Here is a 14985-nt window from a genome sequence, read left to right as displayed (position 1 = left end):
ATGTGGCGTTAACGCCTTTTCCGGCCTACGGGGTAGTGCTGTTCGTATGAAGCGCATCAGGCGATAGTAATTTTGCTATCGAGATAAACGTCCTGCACGGCGTTAATCAGTTTCACGCCGTCAGCCATCGATTTCTTGAACGCCTTACGTCCAAGAATCAGCCCCATTCCGCCTGCGCGTTTGTTGATAACCGCAGTACGCACTGCATCGCTGAGGTCAGTTTCACCGCCTGCAGCACCGCCGGAGTTTATCAACCCGGCCCGGCCCATATAGCAGTTAGCTAACTGATAACGCACCAGGTCAATCGGGTTTTCACTGGTCAGTTTGCTGTAGACTCGATCGTCGGTATAACCGTAATTAATCGCTTTATAGCCGCCGTTATTTTCCGCCATTTTTTGTTTGACGATATCTGCACCTATGGTTGCCGCCAGATGGTTCGCCTGACCAGTCAGGTCGGCGGAAACATGGTAATCAACGCCATCTTTCTTAAAGGCGGAGTTACGCAAATAGGCCCACAGCACTGTCACCATGCCCAGCTCGTGCGCACGTTCAAAAGCCGCAGAAATTTCTTCAATCTGGCGACGTGACTCTTCCGAGCCAAAATAGATAGTCGCACCAACCGCCACCGCGCCCATATTGAACGCCTGCTCCACGCTGGCATACAGCGTTTGATCGTAGGTATTCGGGTAACTTAGCGTCTCGTTGTGATTAAGTTTGACGAGGAATGGAATGCGATGCGCGTAACGCCGCGATACCGATGCCAGCACGCCGTAAGTTGACGCCACACAGTTACAGCCCGCTTCGATCGCCAGTTCAACAATGTTTTTCGGGTCAAAGTAGAGCGGGTTAGCGGCAAATGAAGCTCCGGCAGAGTGCTCAACGCCCTGGTCAACCGGCAGAATAGAAAGATATCCTGTGCCAGCCAGACGCCCGGTGTTGTACAACGTCTGCATATTACGTAACACCGCTGGCGGGCGATTATTGTCAATCATCACGCGGTCTACGTAGTCATGTCCGGGGAGATAAAGCTGGTCAGAAGGAATAGTCATACAACGGTGCTGTAAAAGGTTGTCGGCGTCTTTGCCAAGCAACTGCGCAATATCTGTCATTACTATGCTCCCGTAAATTCCGATTGGATATCGGCTATGGATTGTCCTGGCCCGCCTTTTGCGGGCAATCATAATCCTGGTCGTTACGGGCGAGTTTTTCCATCTTTTGGATGTTTTTTCAGCGTTTTCTGTTGGCTCGATTCATCAGAAAAAATGTTACCGCGGTCAAGTTTTCACCGCAAAGGTATTTAAAAGGTATTATTAAGTGGTATTGTCATCGCGTACCTTACATTACCTGTCATGAAGGAATTAAAAGATGAAAACAACAGCAAAGCTGTCGTTCATGATGTTTGTTGAATGGTTTATCTGGGGCGCGTGGTTTGTGCCATTGTGGTTGTGGTTAAGTAAAAGCGGTTTTAGTGCCGGAGAAATTGGCTGGTCGTATGCCTGTACCGCCATTGCGGCGATCCTGTCGCCGATTCTGGTTGGCTCCATCACTGACCGCTTTTTCTCGGCGCAAAAAGTGCTGGCGGTATTGATGTTCGCTGGTGCGGTGCTGATGTATTTCGCCGCGCAACAGACCACTTTTGCCGGGTTCTTCCCGTTACTGCTGGCCTACTCGCTAACCTATATGCCGACCATTGCGCTGACTAACAGTATCGCTTTTGCCAACGTGCCGGATGTGGAGCGTGATTTCCCGCGCATTCGTGTGATGGGCACTATCGGCTGGATTGCCTCTGGTCTGGCATGTGGTTTCTTGCCGCAAATGCTGGGGTATGCCGATATCTCACCGACGAACATCCCGCTGCTGATTACTGCCGGAAGTTCTGCTCTGCTTGGTGTGTTTGCATTTTTCCTGCCCGACACACCGCCCAAAAGCACCGGCAAAATGGATATTAAAGTCATGCTCGGCCTGGATGCGCTGATCCTGCTGCGCGATAAGAACTTCCTCGTCTTTTTCTTCTGTTCATTCCTGTTTGCGATGCCACTGGCGTTCTATTACATCTTTGCCAACGGTTATCTGACCGAAGTTGGCATGAAAAACGCCACTGGCTGGATGACGCTCGGCCAGTTCTCTGAAATCTTCTTTATGCTGGCATTGCCGTTTTTCACCAAACGCTTTGGTATCAAAAAGGTATTATTGCTTGGTCTGGTCACCGCCGCGATCCGTTATGGCTTCTTTATTTACGGCAGTGCGGATGAATATTTCACTTACGCTCTCTTGTTCCTCGGCATTTTGCTGCACGGCGTAAGTTACGATTTTTACTACGTTACCGCTTACATCTATGTCGATAAAAAAGCCCCCGTGCATATGCGTACTGCCGCGCAGGGGCTGATCACGCTCTGCTGCCAGGGCTTCGGCAGTTTGCTCGGCTATCGTCTTGGCGGTGTGATGATGGAAAAGATGTTCGCTTATCAGGAACCGGTAAACGGACTGACTTTCAACTGGGCCGGGATGTGGACTTTCGGCGCGGTGATGATTGCCATTATCGCCGTGCTGTTCATGATTTTTTTCCGCGAATCCGACAACGAAATTACGGCTATCAAGGTCGATGATCGCGATATTGCGTTGACACAAGGGGAAGTTAAATGAAAACAGAACGTATTCTCGGTGCTCTTTATGGGCAGGCGTTAGGGGATGCGATGGGGATGCCCTCCGAGCTTTGGCCGCGCAGTCGCGTCAAAGCACACTTTGGCTGGATTGACCGTTTTCTGCCTGGGCCAAAGGAGAATAACGCAGCCTGTTATTTTAACCGCGCCGAATTCACCGACGATACCTCGATGGCGCTGTGTCTGGCGGATGCGTTACTGGAACGTGAAGGCAAGATCGATCCGGATCTGATTGGGCGTAATATTCTCGACTGGGCGCTGCGTTTCGACGCCTTTAACAAAAACGTACTAGGTCCGACCTCGAAGATTGCGCTTAACGCCATTCGCGACGGTAAACCCGTTGCTGAACTGGAAAATAACGGCGTGACCAACGGCGCAGCGATGCGCATCTCGCCATTAGGTTGTTTGCTTCCGGCGCGTGATGTTGATTCCTTTATTGATGATGTGGCGCTGGCCTCCAGCCCGACACATAAATCCGATCTGGCGGTTGCGGGGGCGGTAGTCATCGCATGGGCGATTTCTCGTGCCATTGACGGAGAAAGCTGGTCAGCGATTGTTGATTCACTGCCTTCAATTGCGCGACATGCTCAACAAAAACGCATCACTACCTTCAGCGCCTCACTGGCAGCACGTCTGGAGATTGCGCTGAAAATTGTGCGCAATGCTGACGGCACCGAATCCGCCAGCGAACAGCTTTACCAGGTCGTTGGCGCAGGTACCAGTACTATTGAGTCCGTTCCGTGCGCCATTGCGCTGGTTGAACTGGCACAAACCGACCCGAACCGTTGCGCCGTCCTGTGCGCTAACCTTGGCGGCGACACAGACACCATCGGTGCTATGGCGACGGCAATTTGCGGCGCGTTGCATGGCGTTAACGCTATCGATCCTGCGTTAAAGGCGGAACTGGATGCAGTAAATCAGCTTGATTTCAACCGCTATGCCACGGCGCTGGCGAAGTATCGCCAACAACGGGAGGCGATATGAGCGGCGCTCGATTACACACGCTGCTGCCTGAATTAGCCACGCGTCAGCCGGTGATGGTCGTCGGCGCGGCGGTCATTGATGTGATCGCCGACGCTTATGCCCTCCCCTGGCGTGGGTGCGATATCGAACTGAAACAGCAGAGCGTTAACGTTGGCGGCTGCGCCCTGAATATTGCCGTGGCATTAAAGCGCCTCGGCATCGAAGCGGGTAATGCCTTGCCGCTCGGTCAGGGGGTGTGGGCGGAGATTATTCGCAACCGCATGGCAAAAGAGGACTTAATCAGCCTGATCGATAACGCCGAAGGTGATAACGGCTGGTGTCTGGCGCTGGTTGAGCCGGATGGCGAACGCACTTTTATGTCATTCAGCGGTGTGGAAAATCAATGGAATCGCCAGTGGCTGGCGCGATTAACCGTTGCGCCTGGCAGCCTGCTCTATTTTTCCGGTTATCAACTGGCCTCGCCCTGCGGCGAATTGTTAGTGGAATGGCTGGAAAAGCTACAAGACGTGACGCCGTTTATCGATTTTGGCCCACGTATTGGCGATATCCCGGATGCATTACTGGCGCGGATCATGGCCTGTCGACCTTTAGTGTCACTCAATCGTCAAGAGGCTGAGATTGCCGCCGAACGTTTTGCTTTATCCGCAGAGATAACAACACTTGGCAAGCAATGGCAGGAGAAATTTGCCGCGCCGTTGATCGTTCGCCTCGATAAAGAAGGCGCATGGTATTTCAGCAACGACGCTTCTGGCTGCATTCCGGCATTTCCAACGCAAGTTGTAGACACCATTGGGGCGGGCGACAGTCATGCCGGCGGCGTACTTGCCGGGCTGGCCTCTGGTCTGCCACTGGCGGATGCCGTATTACTGGGCAATGCAGTGGCGTCGTGGGTTGTCGGGCATCGGGGCGGTGATTGTGCGCCAACGCGCGAGGAACTACTCCTCGCACACGAAAACGTATAGATCGCTGCGACAGTGGCTGATGCTGTACTCAATAGGCCGTTGCTGTTGGTCAAGCGCCACTTGCTTGATCACCAGCACCGGTATTTTGCTATCTAACTGAATATGTGACTGAAACTCGGCATCCGGCATCCGGGCGCTAACGCGGGAACGCGTACGTTGTGGGTAAATGTGCTGGCTGCGGAAGTAGTCATAAAGAGAAATCCCGATGGCATCAACATCATGAATTAAATGTGCCGGAACCCACGATTCCTCAATCGATACCGCCTCTTCATCGACATAGCGAATACGCTTAAGCAAAAAGACATCACTTCCCGCTTCGACCGCCAGCTGTTGCGCGACTTCTTCGGGACATTTCACGACACGCTTGTTAACCCATAGCGTATCGGGCTTTTTCCCGCGCAATACCACCTGCTGAGAAAACCCCCGCGCTTCTTTCAGCGAGTATTCGAAGATGTTGTTGATCTGCGTGCCGTAACCACGCGAACGCGTCACCACGCCCTCTTCTTCCAGCGACTGCATCGCCTTGCGCACCGTAATGCGCGAAACGCCGGTTAACTGACTTAAATCACGCTCACCGGGCAAAATATTGCCATGCTCCAGCACCCCGCTGCGCACGGCATTTTTTACCGTTTCGGCAAACTTAATATAAAGCGGCGTGTTATCCGCCGCTAAAATACGCTCGTTCAGTTGGGCAATCAGCTGGGTATGCGCTTGTTCCATTTGTCTTTTTCCTGCCGGGGAATCTGGTGGGAGTATATCACTGCTTCATATTTAAGGCGTTTCTTTAATCCCATCAACGAATGCCTGCAACTCCTCCACCGTGCCATTAAACACATTAAAATCCACCGGACCATTAATGCCATCGACCTGTCCACGGTCGGAATGCTGCCAGAAGCGCCAGGCCACGCCGTCATTGTCCGGGCGACGTTGATAATAGTGAGCCACCCACCACGGATATTCATTGAAATAGCCCGCCAGATTGGTGTGATAAAAAACGGCTCCTGAGTAAATAATTGGCTTTTTTCCCGTACGTTTTTCGACCATTTTTAGCCACTGACTTACCCGCTTGCGTAATTCTTTTGCCGATAATTTTCCCCGTTCTTCTACGTCCAGCATGGCAGGGAAATCGCCTTGTGAGAAATCCACCGTTTGCAGAAATAATCGCGCCTGAACTGAAGCAGATACCGACGGGGAAAAATAATGATACGCCCCGCGCAGCAGGCCATTTTCGCGGCTTAGTTGCCAGTTACGCGAAAAATAGGGGTCCACCAGCTTTTCGCCTTCCGTCGCCTTAATAAAGGCAAACTGCAAGCGAATACCGTTATCGCGCATTTTTGCCACCCGCTGCCAGTCGATCCGCTCCTGCCAGCGCGAAACATCTATTCCGTGAATGGTGTAACTGGCAGGAATGCGAATAGCGAAAGATTTAACCGGGCGATAACCGTAGAAGTGAATGTAGTCTTTAATCTGAATTGCTGTCGAATAGAAAAAATTCACCGTCTGACGCGGATAAATTGCAACGATGGAAATTAGCCCAAGAGCGCATAATAAAACGGTGAATTTTTTTCGACTGGTGATTCTCAACTGCATTGGTTTCATCCCTGAATGTCAGCACCAAAGGCTGACAATAACCAAAGCAGCTATAGTACGGTGCTCACCACCAGGCGTGGAAGTGGTGAACCGGACCAATACCGTGACCAACTTCCAGCGTGTCGGCCTGGGCTAATGCCGATGAAAGCCAGCTTTTTGCCTCCTGTACGGTGTCAGCCCAGTTTGTATGGCGCGGGCGCAGTGCAGCCAACGCCGCAGAGAGCGTACAACCAGTGCCGTGAGTGTTTTTGGTCATAATGCGCTGTGCGGTAAACCGTTGTTCACCCTCGCGGGTAAACAGCCAGTCCGGGCTTTGCTCATCATCCAGATGACCACCTTTCATTAGCACTGCGCCACAGCCCATCGCCAACAGCGATCGCCCTTGTTCCAGCATTTCCTGTTCGGTGCGCGCGTGTGGCGCGTCGAGCAAGGCGGCTGCTTCGGGCAAGTTTGGTGTTATTAATGAAACCTGTGGCAATAATCGACTGCGTAGCGTGGCAACTGCCGAAGGTGAAAGCAGCGGGTCGCCGCTTTTTGCCAGCATAACGGTGTCGAGTACCACGTTTTGGATCTGATAACGTTGCAACCGTTCTGCCACCGCTTCAACAATATCGGTTTCCGCCAACATACCGATTTTAGTGGTGTCGATTCGCACATCGCTGAACACCGAATCGAGCTGGGCGGCGACAAAATCAGGCTCAATGCGATACACCGACTGTACGCCACGGGTATTTTGCGCCACTAGTGCAGTAATAACTGAGCAACCATAAGCGCCAAGTGCCGAGAAGGTTTTAAGATCGGCCTGAATCCCCGCACCACCACTCGGATCAGTACCGGCAATCGTCAGAGCGTTAATTCGTTTCATGCCTGCACCTCCTGCGTCAATTGCCAGAGCGCATCAAGGAAATGTGGAACAAAACTGCCTGGCCCCTCGCTTCTGGCAACTGCGCGTTCTCCGGCTTGTTTCATCCAGTGACAGGCAGATGCGATATTTTCCAGCGTATCGCCTGGTAGCGCACAACAGGCAGCGACAACCGCCGATAGTGCACAGCCAGTTCCTACCACTTTGGTCATTAACGGATCGCCACCGTGAATGCCAATGATACGATGTCCATCGGTAACATAATCCACCTCGCCAGTGACCACGACGATTGCGCCAGTTTCCCGTGCCAGTGTTTGTGCAGCGGGTATCGCGTTAGCTGCGGCATCAGTGGTATCCACTCCCCGTCCACCATTAGCAACGCCAGCTAATGCCATGATTTCCGAAGCATTACCACGTATGGCGGTTGGCTTATGGGACAGAAGTTCCACACAAAAACGGCGGCGATAATCGAGCGCACCAACCGCAACCGGATCAAGCGTCCAGGGCGTTTGTGATCGTGTTGCTTGCTCAACGGCAGCACTCATCGCTTGCGCTCGTGGCTGCGTCAGCGTGCCAACGTTAATCAACAAGGCACTGGCGATAGCCGCAAACTGACTGGCCTCTTCGGTTTCGATAACCATCGCTGGCGATGCGCCGAGCGCCAGCAAGGTATTGGCAGTAAAAGTTTGCACCACATCGTTGGTCATGCAGTGCACAAGAGGGGAATGTTGGTGAAAAAGGTGTAACGCGTGCGCAGATTGCGCTGAACTCAGCAGGTCGACTTGCATAGTTTGCTCCTGCCATAACGTGAAGAAGCAATGACCTGGTGGTCCGTGACTTCCCTACGCTGGCATTATCCAGATCAGGTGATACGGGTATTTCTCAGCCTTCACAAAGAAGGGCACCCCGAGTCGTTTGGTTGCGATAATAAATCGCAGAGGAGGATGGTAATGTCCAGCGCACGCGTTGTAAACGGGGAAAAACGGCGGTATTACAATAACGTTGTGAAATTATTTGATATAAGAATCCAGCACCTTCAGAACGACATCCAGATCTTCTTCACGTTTTAGCTCATCCCCCTGGTGAACGATGTGTTCCGTCAGATGGCCTTTAATCACTTCCCGCATCAGACCGTTTACCGCGCCACGGATAGCAGCAATCTGTTGTAAAACTGCAGCGCATTCATGCGGTTCGTCGAGCATTTTCTTGAGCGCCACGACCTGGCCCTGAATCTTACTGGCACGCGCTTTCAGTTTCTGTTTATCACGGATTGTATGAGACATGGCAACACCTGGTTAACAAGAATATGAAAAATCATAGCACTATTAATCTACTGGGGGGTAGTATCAGGTACTGGGGGGGAGTAGAATCAGATTGCCGAATTAATACTAAGAATTATTATCATGACCGAATTTACAACACTTCTTCAGCAAGGAAACGCCTGGTTCTTCATCCCCAGCGCCATCTTACTTGGTGCGCTTCATGGCCTGGAACCGGGGCACTCAAAAACGATGATGGCGGCGTTTATCATCGCCATCAAAGGCACCATTAAACAGGCGGTGATGCTCGGACTGGCAGCAACTATTTCGCATACCGCAGTGGTCTGGTTAATTGCCTTTGGCGGGATGGTGATCAGCAAACGCTTTACTGCTCAATCAGCAGAACCGTGGCTCCAGTTGATTTCCGCAGTGATCATTATTAGCACCGCGTTCTGGATGTTCTGGCGTACCTGGCGCGGCGAACGCAACTGGCTGGAGAATATGCACGAGCATGATCATGAGCATCATCACCACGATCACGAAGATCACCACGACCATGGACATCATCACCATCACGAACATGGCGAGTATCAGGATGCCCATGCACGAGCCCATGCCAATGACATTAAACGACGCTTTGATGGTAGAGAGGTCACCAACTGGCAAATTTTGCTATTTGGCTTAACCGGTGGCCTTATCCCCTGCCCGGCAGCAATTACCGTGCTGTTGATTTGCATTCAGTTGAAAGCCCTGACACTGGGCGCAACACTGGTCGTCAGTTTCAGCCTCGGCCTGGCGTTAACGCTTGTCACCGTAGGCGTTGGCGCAGCAATCAGCGTTCAGCAGGTCGCAAAACGCTGGAGCGGATTTAACACTCTCGCTAAACGCGCTCCCTATTTTTCCAGTCTGTTGATTGGCTTAGTTGGTGTGTATATGGGCGTACATGGCTTCATGGGCATAATGCGATAACTCAATCCTTTAGGCTTGCATGTTATCTTCAGCCCAGGATGATTCTTAAATCAGCTATTTCCGCTGACTCTCTGCTCGCTAAGGATGCTTTTAGGGCATCCTTTCATTTACACTTTTTACGAAATCATGGGATCACTAACAAAATATCGCTTGTCAGTTATATTGTATGGCAGGAAAGATATGCGACTGATATTACAGATCCCCAAAGTGGAGAGTTTATGACCATTAAAAATAAGATGTTGCTGGGTGCGCTTTTGCTGGTTACCAGTGCCGCCTGGGCCGCACCAGCCACCGCGGGTTCGACCAATACCTCGGGAATTTCTAAGTATGAGTTAAGCAGTTTCATTGCTGACTTTAAGCATTTCAAACCAGGTGACACCGTCCCAGAGATGTACCGCACCGATGAGTACAACATTAAGCAGTGGCAGTTACGTAACCTGCCCGCGCCTGATGCCGGGACGCACTGGACCTATATGGGTGGCGCGTACGTGTTGATCAGCGACACCGACGGTAAAATCATTAAAGCCTACGACGGTGAGATTTTTTATCATCGCTAAAAAAAAGCCCCCTCGGAGAGAGGGGGGAATGCAGACACCTTAATATTTTTATTATTAGCCACTTGCTCGTCTTGCTTGTTATTAGTCGTATTTCACGTTGATTAATGCGGTTGCCTCCAGTGCGCCAGATTTAACTTTGTTTGTATCGTAGACGTAGTAACTGGCCGTTATCGGAATTGAAACCGTTGTATCTGTAAGTTTTGACTTTGCCGCAATTTCTTTTAAATTTGTATATCCTTTACTGCTGTTAGTGATATTTAAAAGTGTGACTGGCGTACCATTACTTTCAAGAATAAATCCTACGCCATTATCTTCCGCACCTTTCAGGATCGTGTTGCTGTTGGTTAACAAGTCAGAACTTGATAAATACACCTGCATTTTCCGTGATGTTTGACTTTGTTGACCTAATAAATTTTTACAACGCAGAATAATATCCCCTTTTTTACTATTTATTGTTGTTTTGTTACCTGTGGCTGGTAATTGTGAAACGGGAATACTCTCTAACGTAATTAATAAATCGTCCGGTTTGCAGGTTGTGGTTATCGGGTTGTATGACAATGTCAGATTAAAGGAATAGACACCTGCATTTTGTGCCAATGCATTTCTGTAGCTATTTACACATGCATCCCATGACTTACCACCTAATAAACACAGTAGAAATTGTACTGCGGCACTCCCGCGTGTCGATGATGAAGCACTGGATAATGTCGCAACTCCATTAATCATCACTGAACCACCGCCCCCCGCAGAAACATTCACTTTTGCATTACTGGCCGCAGGTGTCACCGTCACCGAATAACCACTGGTGAAACTGGTCTGATTATTTGACAACGTAATGTTGTTTTTATTGGTCCATTCAAAATGTAAATTTAATTTAATGGTATCGTTATAAAGTCCAACAATAATATCCGACGGGCTCATAGGTGTGATAGTATTTGTACTCACGCATGACGAATCATTAAAATTATGCTCATATGTCGCCATTTGTGTTTGAGTAAGTGCAAAATCCCCCTGAACAACCAAATTGTGCTGAACAGATAACTCACTATAACATGCCGCATAGCTCACAGGCATAACCATCATCATTACTATAAATAGCATTATGCGAATTTCCATAGAACCACCTGACTATTACTGGCAAATATAATTTCTACTTTCATCAATCTCTTTACCGAAGGTGATTGTGCATGAAAGCCCTTGTTGCTTATCAATTGCCACATTAACCGATGGCGGTACTTCATTGGTGCGAATAAATAACTGGCTTCCCTGGCCGACAACACCAATATTATGACCATGGATATCATTGACTTCATAACCAAACGTTAATGGTTGCCCATCCGCTCTTAACGCTTTTATAAACCATGGCTTGCGCTGATCGGTATCAAAATTAACCAGTACAACCGCGCCGCGATAAGGGGCGGCAATTTTCCGGTTGCCACGTAATTCTGCTTCGCTATCGCTTTGTGACACATCCAACATCAGGTAATTTTCCCGATAAGGTGTCATTCCGTCGTATACCACCACTCCATTACGGTTTGTTGTGCGATATTTTTGCCCATTGACATAAGCATCTTTAATTCCTGGCGCATTCATCACAGCAAACGTTTCAGAAAGACGGTTTGCCAGATTAACGCCACCCGACCAAGCGACAATGCCCCCTGAAACACTGGCTCCAGCCTGTCGATAAGCACTCGACTGACTATAACTGCCATTCACTGTCGCAACCGGCGCGTTCCAGGTTAAATTCGCCCCAGCTGTCGTTTCATTTCCCTGATACTGATAACTCAGGTTGACCCCATAGTTAAACTGATCCCGGCTTCCAACGGTTCCTGATAATCCCGTATTATTTGAGGCAACCCCCTGATCATCAAACGTCGTTGAGTTAGACATATATATTTGCCGACGAGGCGTCGTAACGTCATCACCCCAATCAAAGGGAATCGATATAAAAATATTAAAACGTTTCTCTTCATGATGATTCTCGTCATAAGCATGGCTTGCCGCGAGGGTATAGCTTATCCTTCGCAGGTTGTTGGAATAACTCAACTGATAATCCTTACTGCTGCCGCTACGCCCCCAGTAATCTCGCCATAACGTACTTAAGGACACAGAACCCCAGCCTTCTGGCAATGACTGACTCATATTGGCAGAGAAGCTATTTTTACGGCCAAAATCGTTCTGGTAATAATCGGCAATGTCATAGATATCGTTTTCATCACGGCGATAATTATCTTTATTGTTTGCCCATACGTGATCATTAAATGTCCGATAATCACGCGACGAATAACGCCAGGCCGCCAGACCAAAACGTGTCGACGTTTGGCTCACAAATTTGTTGTAGGCAATTTGATAACTTTGCCCGTCAAACACATCGCCGTTGTCTTGTTTACTATGCGACTTCGTGGCATCGACGGAAATGGCACCAATGCGTGTATTCCAGCCAGTCCCCAAAGTGAACGCGTAATAATTATTCGCGACCATCGAGCCACCATACAGCGTTAATAAGTTATTAAAACCATACTGATGACCCACCTGGACAAAATCACTTTGTTTGCTCGCCCCTTCAATATGGCTACGACCCGCCGCAAAATCATATTTCGACACGCCGGGTTGCAGCATATTTGGTACCGCTGCATAAGGCACCAGATAGGTGGTTACCGAACCGTCCGCCTCTTTCACGCTGACATCAAGATCCGCTCCACCACCGGCCAACTGCAAATCTGTAATCGCAAACGGGCCAGGAGGAACCTCTTTCTGATAAACCACAAAACCATTCTGTTCAATAGTTACCAGCGCGTTACTCTGAGCAATCCCCTGCACCCGTGGCGTAAAATTTTGTTTCGAGTTAGGCAACATCTGCATATCACGAAACAACCGCACACCGCTGAAGCGAACAGAATCAAAAATATCGCTTGATGTGTACATATCACCCACACGAAGCGTGCCGAGAAGTTGGGCAAATCCACGTTCCAGATACAGGGTATTGCTTTTCCACACCCCTGGATTGTTATTTGTTTTACTGAAACTGGCATCAGAATGCAGTTGCCACCCCAATAAATTTAACCCGCTGTTAAAACGTACATATGTACTCTTGCTATTACCGGACGCTTTATAATCGCTGTAATACTGACTCATATAATAAGAGGTATAAAACGCATTAATACCCCGCTCCCAGTTTTCAGGTGGTACATAGCCACTTTCCAGTTCTTCCACCCAGGCCTGCGGGACACTGAAATCGAGACGAAAAACTCCGATATCCCAGGTATAGCTCCCGCCCTGAATAAGTTGCTTAAATGTTAAACATTGCTTACCGCTGGCAAAGCTATCGGTATTAATGCCTAACCGCTTGATCATTTCCCTTGATAAACATGTTTCTTGCGGGTTGTCTTTAACAATGATCTCATATTTCCCACGCCATTGCTTATTGACATAAATATCGATGTCATACTGCCCCGGCAAGGGCTGATTATCTTCAAGACGAATATTTGAAACCTGCTGGTCTTTCATTCCACCTATCATGAAATGGGTATCAAAGGTTTCTTCAGCTGCATAAGCTTCAATGCCGATCAATAACGCTACGATTGCTGATGCAAGTGGGGGCATTCTCAACATAGGCAGCTCCTGCAATTAAATTTTGTCACTAATATAATTGCCATGGTCATCGATAATGGTCAGATGCCAGTTATTTGCATTATTACTTTTGACATTAACACTCTGACTTTCTAAGGGGGCAATCATAATAGTTTCATAATTGACTTTGACATTATTAGCTTTGACATCCGAAATCGTCACCCAATTAGCTGAGTCATTTTTTATCACCAATCCATTGCCACTGCGATTTACCAGTAACTTTTTAAAGGTCACTTTATTTACCGGAGCAATACCCGCTGGCCGGTAAAACAACTTAATTCTGTTTTGCATCGCAAACTTCAGTGCATTCTTACCTTCTTGTTCTGGACTATTTGGTGGAATATCCAGAACATTCAGATAAAAAATACTCTCTTTATTAGTGGGGAGTTTATTCGGCATAATTTTAATTTTTACTTGCTGCCCGGAATTTGCCCCTATTTTTGCCACTGGTGGCGTTAACATGAAAGGAACCTGAATTTTTTCTGGTGGTAATGACGTATCGCCATCATCAATCCACGCCTGCATCAGCGAAGAACGGTTTCCCTGGTTCATCAACTGCACCATCACTTCTTTGTGCTCTGCCGGGTAAATAATACGCGTCCCGTAGATAACAATACCGGCATGTGCAGGAAGGACCATAGAAGAAATGAGTAAAGCTAATAATCCTTTCATCTTAATGCCTCTTAAATTAAAAGGCCGCCATGGAGATAGCGGCCATGTTAATTACCTGAAGAATATTGCAATTTTATTTATTAATCCTGCGCCACACGCATAATCAGGGAAGATAACACATCACCTGAATTCACTGAGTTATCTGTCAGTTTCAGGTATTTTGCTTTAAACGGAATGGCATATTGACCGTCCGCTGTTTTATAACTCTCGATGTTGAAAGGTGCAGAAACATCCAGGACATCGCTGTTATCACCTAAATAGAGATAATAACCCACGGTATCGTTGCTACTGGCTATCGCCTTATCGTTTCCGGTTATTTTATCGTTGGTAATCAACGAGAGTTTTACACCAGCAACTTCTTTCGGACAGCTAATTTTTAACATGCTGCTGGTTACACCGACTGCACCATCATAGGTCGAGTATTTAGCTTTACCTTCAAAGACCGTAGTTGGTACAGTTGGCATATTAATACTTAATGAATCGCCACCTGCTTCGAATTTACACGGAGATTCTGCAATATTCCCTTTAATGGTTAATGTTCCGGTATCAACGTCTGCGGCAAATACCCCAGCGCTCATAAAAAAAGAAGAAAAAACAGCGGCAGCAATAATTGAACGTTTCATAATATGCTCCTTAATAAAATCTATTTTTGGTTGTTAAGAGTCTGTATCTCTTGGAAACAAATTTCTCACACCAAAAAAGTTGCCGCAATGTAAACACATTGTTTTATTGATTTAAAGCAAATTAACTATTGCAATATAAACACAACAAATACTTAAGCACATTAAATATTTATCAAATCTATTAATTAATGTGGATTTCTATAAATGGTATTATTAA

The 14985-nt window shown here is 48.3% G+C and carries 15 protein-coding genes and 1 riboswitch; of the genes, 5 read left to right on the top strand and 10 right to left on the bottom strand.

The window, feature by feature from the left end:
- Window positions 1-56: 56 nt before the first annotated feature.
- Complete coding sequence (gene fbaB, locus ACJHYO_RS14370; RefSeq protein WP_000129551.1) at window positions 57-1109, bottom strand: class I fructose-bisphosphate aldolase; 1053 nt, start codon at window positions 1107-1109, stop codon at window positions 57-59.
- Window positions 1110-1365: 256 nt separating this feature from the next.
- Here fbaB and ACJHYO_RS14365 point away from each other — a divergent pair, with 256 nt between their 5' ends.
- The 3 genes from ACJHYO_RS14365 to ACJHYO_RS14355 are packed head-to-tail and all read left to right on the top strand — an operon-like array spanning window position 1366 to window position 4606.
- Window positions 1366-2643: a nucleoside permease gene (locus ACJHYO_RS14365; RefSeq protein WP_000858523.1), complete on the top strand. Its 1278-nt coding sequence runs from the start codon at window positions 1366-1368 to the stop codon at window positions 2641-2643.
- A complete protein-coding gene (locus tag ACJHYO_RS14360) occupies window positions 2640-3644 on the top strand; it encodes an ADP-ribosylglycohydrolase family protein (protein ID WP_000846203.1) in 1005 nt (334 codons plus the stop codon). The genes ACJHYO_RS14365 and ACJHYO_RS14360 overlap by 4 nt, the downstream gene beginning before the upstream one ends.
- A complete protein-coding gene (locus ACJHYO_RS14355; RefSeq protein ID WP_000011935.1) occupies window positions 3641-4606 on the top strand; it encodes a carbohydrate kinase family protein in 966 nt (321 codons plus the stop codon). The genes ACJHYO_RS14360 and ACJHYO_RS14355 overlap by 4 nt, the downstream gene beginning before the upstream one ends.
- Here ACJHYO_RS14355 and ACJHYO_RS14350 read toward each other — a convergent pair.
- From ACJHYO_RS14350 to rcnR, 5 genes are all read right to left on the bottom strand, one after another.
- Window positions 4580-5326, bottom strand: a complete 747-nt coding sequence (locus ACJHYO_RS14350; RefSeq protein ID WP_000434049.1) for a GntR family transcriptional regulator — start codon at window positions 5324-5326, stop codon at window positions 4580-4582. The genes ACJHYO_RS14355 and ACJHYO_RS14350 overlap by 27 nt on opposite strands.
- Window positions 5327-5377: 51 nt before the next feature.
- Window positions 5378-6196 (bottom strand): glycoside hydrolase family 25 protein, encoded by an 819-nt coding sequence (locus tag ACJHYO_RS14345; protein ID WP_021516272.1) that lies wholly within the window; start codon window positions 6194-6196, stop codon window positions 5378-5380.
- Window positions 6197-6260: 64 nt separating this feature from the next.
- The gene (thiD, locus tag ACJHYO_RS14340) at window positions 6261-7061 is read right to left on the bottom strand and encodes a bifunctional hydroxymethylpyrimidine kinase/phosphomethylpyrimidine kinase (protein ID WP_000822280.1); all 801 of its coding nucleotides are present in this window, start codon (window positions 7059-7061) and stop codon (window positions 6261-6263) included.
- Window positions 7058-7846 carry a hydroxyethylthiazole kinase gene (thiM, locus tag ACJHYO_RS14335; RefSeq protein ID WP_001195614.1) on the bottom strand — a complete coding sequence of 263 codons (789 nt, stop codon included), beginning with the start codon at window positions 7844-7846 and terminating at the stop codon, window positions 7058-7060. Before thiM ends, thiD begins: the two co-directional genes overlap by 4 nt.
- A gap of 34 nt (window positions 7847-7880) precedes the next feature.
- A riboswitch (TPP riboswitch) is annotated at window positions 7881-7977 on the bottom strand.
- A gap of 91 nt (window positions 7978-8068) precedes the next feature.
- The gene (gene rcnR / locus ACJHYO_RS14330; protein ID WP_000019944.1) at window positions 8069-8341 is read right to left on the bottom strand and encodes a Ni(II)/Co(II)-binding transcriptional repressor RcnR; all 273 of its coding nucleotides are present in this window, start codon (window positions 8339-8341) and stop codon (window positions 8069-8071) included.
- A 120-nt stretch (window positions 8342-8461) separates the two neighbouring features.
- Here rcnR and rcnA point away from each other — a divergent pair, with 120 nt between their 5' ends.
- Complete coding sequence (gene rcnA / locus ACJHYO_RS14325; RefSeq protein ID WP_000134614.1) at window positions 8462-9286, top strand: nickel/cobalt efflux protein RcnA; 825 nt, start codon at window positions 8462-8464, stop codon at window positions 9284-9286.
- A 218-nt stretch (window positions 9287-9504) separates the two neighbouring features.
- Window positions 9505-9843 (top strand): Ni(II)/Co(II) efflux transporter accessory subunit RcnB, encoded by a 339-nt coding sequence (rcnB, locus tag ACJHYO_RS14320; RefSeq protein WP_000153067.1) that lies wholly within the window; start codon window positions 9505-9507, stop codon window positions 9841-9843.
- Between the two features lie 81 nt (window positions 9844-9924).
- Here the strand turns inward: rcnB and ACJHYO_RS14315 are convergent, their stop codons facing one another.
- The 4 genes from ACJHYO_RS14315 to ACJHYO_RS14300 all read right to left on the bottom strand — a co-directional run bounded on the left by ACJHYO_RS14315 (window position 9925) and on the right by ACJHYO_RS14300 (window position 14768).
- On the bottom strand, window positions 9925-10959 hold the full coding sequence (locus ACJHYO_RS14315; RefSeq protein WP_085455432.1) for a putative fimbrial-like adhesin protein: 1035 nt from the start codon (window positions 10957-10959) through the stop codon (window positions 9925-9927).
- A gap of 15 nt (window positions 10960-10974) precedes the next feature.
- Entirely contained in the window at window positions 10975-13455 is a 2481-nt protein-coding gene (locus ACJHYO_RS14310) for a fimbrial biogenesis outer membrane usher protein (RefSeq protein ID WP_000945347.1), read from the bottom strand.
- 15 nt (window positions 13456-13470) lie between these two features.
- Window positions 13471-14145, bottom strand: a complete 675-nt coding sequence (locus ACJHYO_RS14305; RefSeq protein ID WP_000677332.1) for a fimbria/pilus periplasmic chaperone — start codon at window positions 14143-14145, stop codon at window positions 13471-13473.
- 80 nt (window positions 14146-14225) lie between these two features.
- Window positions 14226-14768, bottom strand: a complete 543-nt coding sequence (locus ACJHYO_RS14300; RefSeq protein WP_000830454.1) for a fimbrial protein — start codon at window positions 14766-14768, stop codon at window positions 14226-14228.
- Between the last annotated feature and the right edge of the window lie 217 nt (window positions 14769-14985).

Origin of the sequence: Escherichia sp. WS1118 (assembly GCF_046487695.1) — a bacterium.
Lineage (GTDB): Bacteria > Pseudomonadota > Gammaproteobacteria > Enterobacterales > Enterobacteriaceae > Escherichia > Escherichia coli.
Note: the sequence above shows the minus strand (reverse complement) of the source record. Positions and strands in the feature narration are given on the sequence as shown.

Bases quoted from the DNA above. Each gene is read 5' to 3' on its own strand.
- ACJHYO_RS14345 (WP_021516272.1), bottom strand. From the start codon at position 6,196: ATGCAGTTGAGAATCACCAGTCGAAAAAAATTCACCGTTTTATTATGC.
- rcnA (WP_000134614.1), top strand. From the start codon at position 8,462: ATGACCGAATTTACAACACTTCTTCAGCAAGGAAACGCCTGGTTCTTC.
- ACJHYO_RS14365 (WP_000858523.1), top strand. From the start codon at position 1,366: ATGAAAACAACAGCAAAGCTGTCGTTCATGATGTTTGTTGAATGGTTT.
- fbaB (WP_000129551.1), bottom strand. From the start codon at position 1,109: ATGACAGATATTGCGCAGTTGCTTGGCAAAGACGCCGACAACCTTTTA.
- ACJHYO_RS14305 (WP_000677332.1), bottom strand. From the start codon at position 14,145: ATGAAAGGATTATTAGCTTTACTCATTTCTTCTATGGTCCTTCCTGCA.
- ACJHYO_RS14360 (WP_000846203.1), top strand. From the start codon at position 2,640: ATGAAAACAGAACGTATTCTCGGTGCTCTTTATGGGCAGGCGTTAGGG.
- ACJHYO_RS14310 (WP_000945347.1), bottom strand. From the start codon at position 13,455: ATGTTGAGAATGCCCCCACTTGCATCAGCAATCGTAGCGTTATTGATC.
- ACJHYO_RS14355 (WP_000011935.1), top strand. From the start codon at position 3,641: ATGAGCGGCGCTCGATTACACACGCTGCTGCCTGAATTAGCCACGCGT.
- ACJHYO_RS14300 (WP_000830454.1), bottom strand. From the start codon at position 14,768: ATGAAACGTTCAATTATTGCTGCCGCTGTTTTTTCTTCTTTTTTTATG.
- thiM (WP_001195614.1), bottom strand. From the start codon at position 7,846: ATGCAAGTCGACCTGCTGAGTTCAGCGCAATCTGCGCACGCGTTACAC.
- ACJHYO_RS14350 (WP_000434049.1), bottom strand. From the start codon at position 5,326: ATGGAACAAGCGCATACCCAGCTGATTGCCCAACTGAACGAGCGTATT.
- thiD (WP_000822280.1), bottom strand. From the start codon at position 7,061: ATGAAACGAATTAACGCTCTGACGATTGCCGGTACTGATCCGAGTGGT.
- rcnB (WP_000153067.1), top strand. From the start codon at position 9,505: ATGACCATTAAAAATAAGATGTTGCTGGGTGCGCTTTTGCTGGTTACC.
- rcnR (WP_000019944.1), bottom strand. From the start codon at position 8,341: ATGTCTCATACAATCCGTGATAAACAGAAACTGAAAGCGCGTGCCAGT.
- ACJHYO_RS14315 (WP_085455432.1), bottom strand. From the start codon at position 10,959: ATGGAAATTCGCATAATGCTATTTATAGTAATGATGATGGTTATGCCT.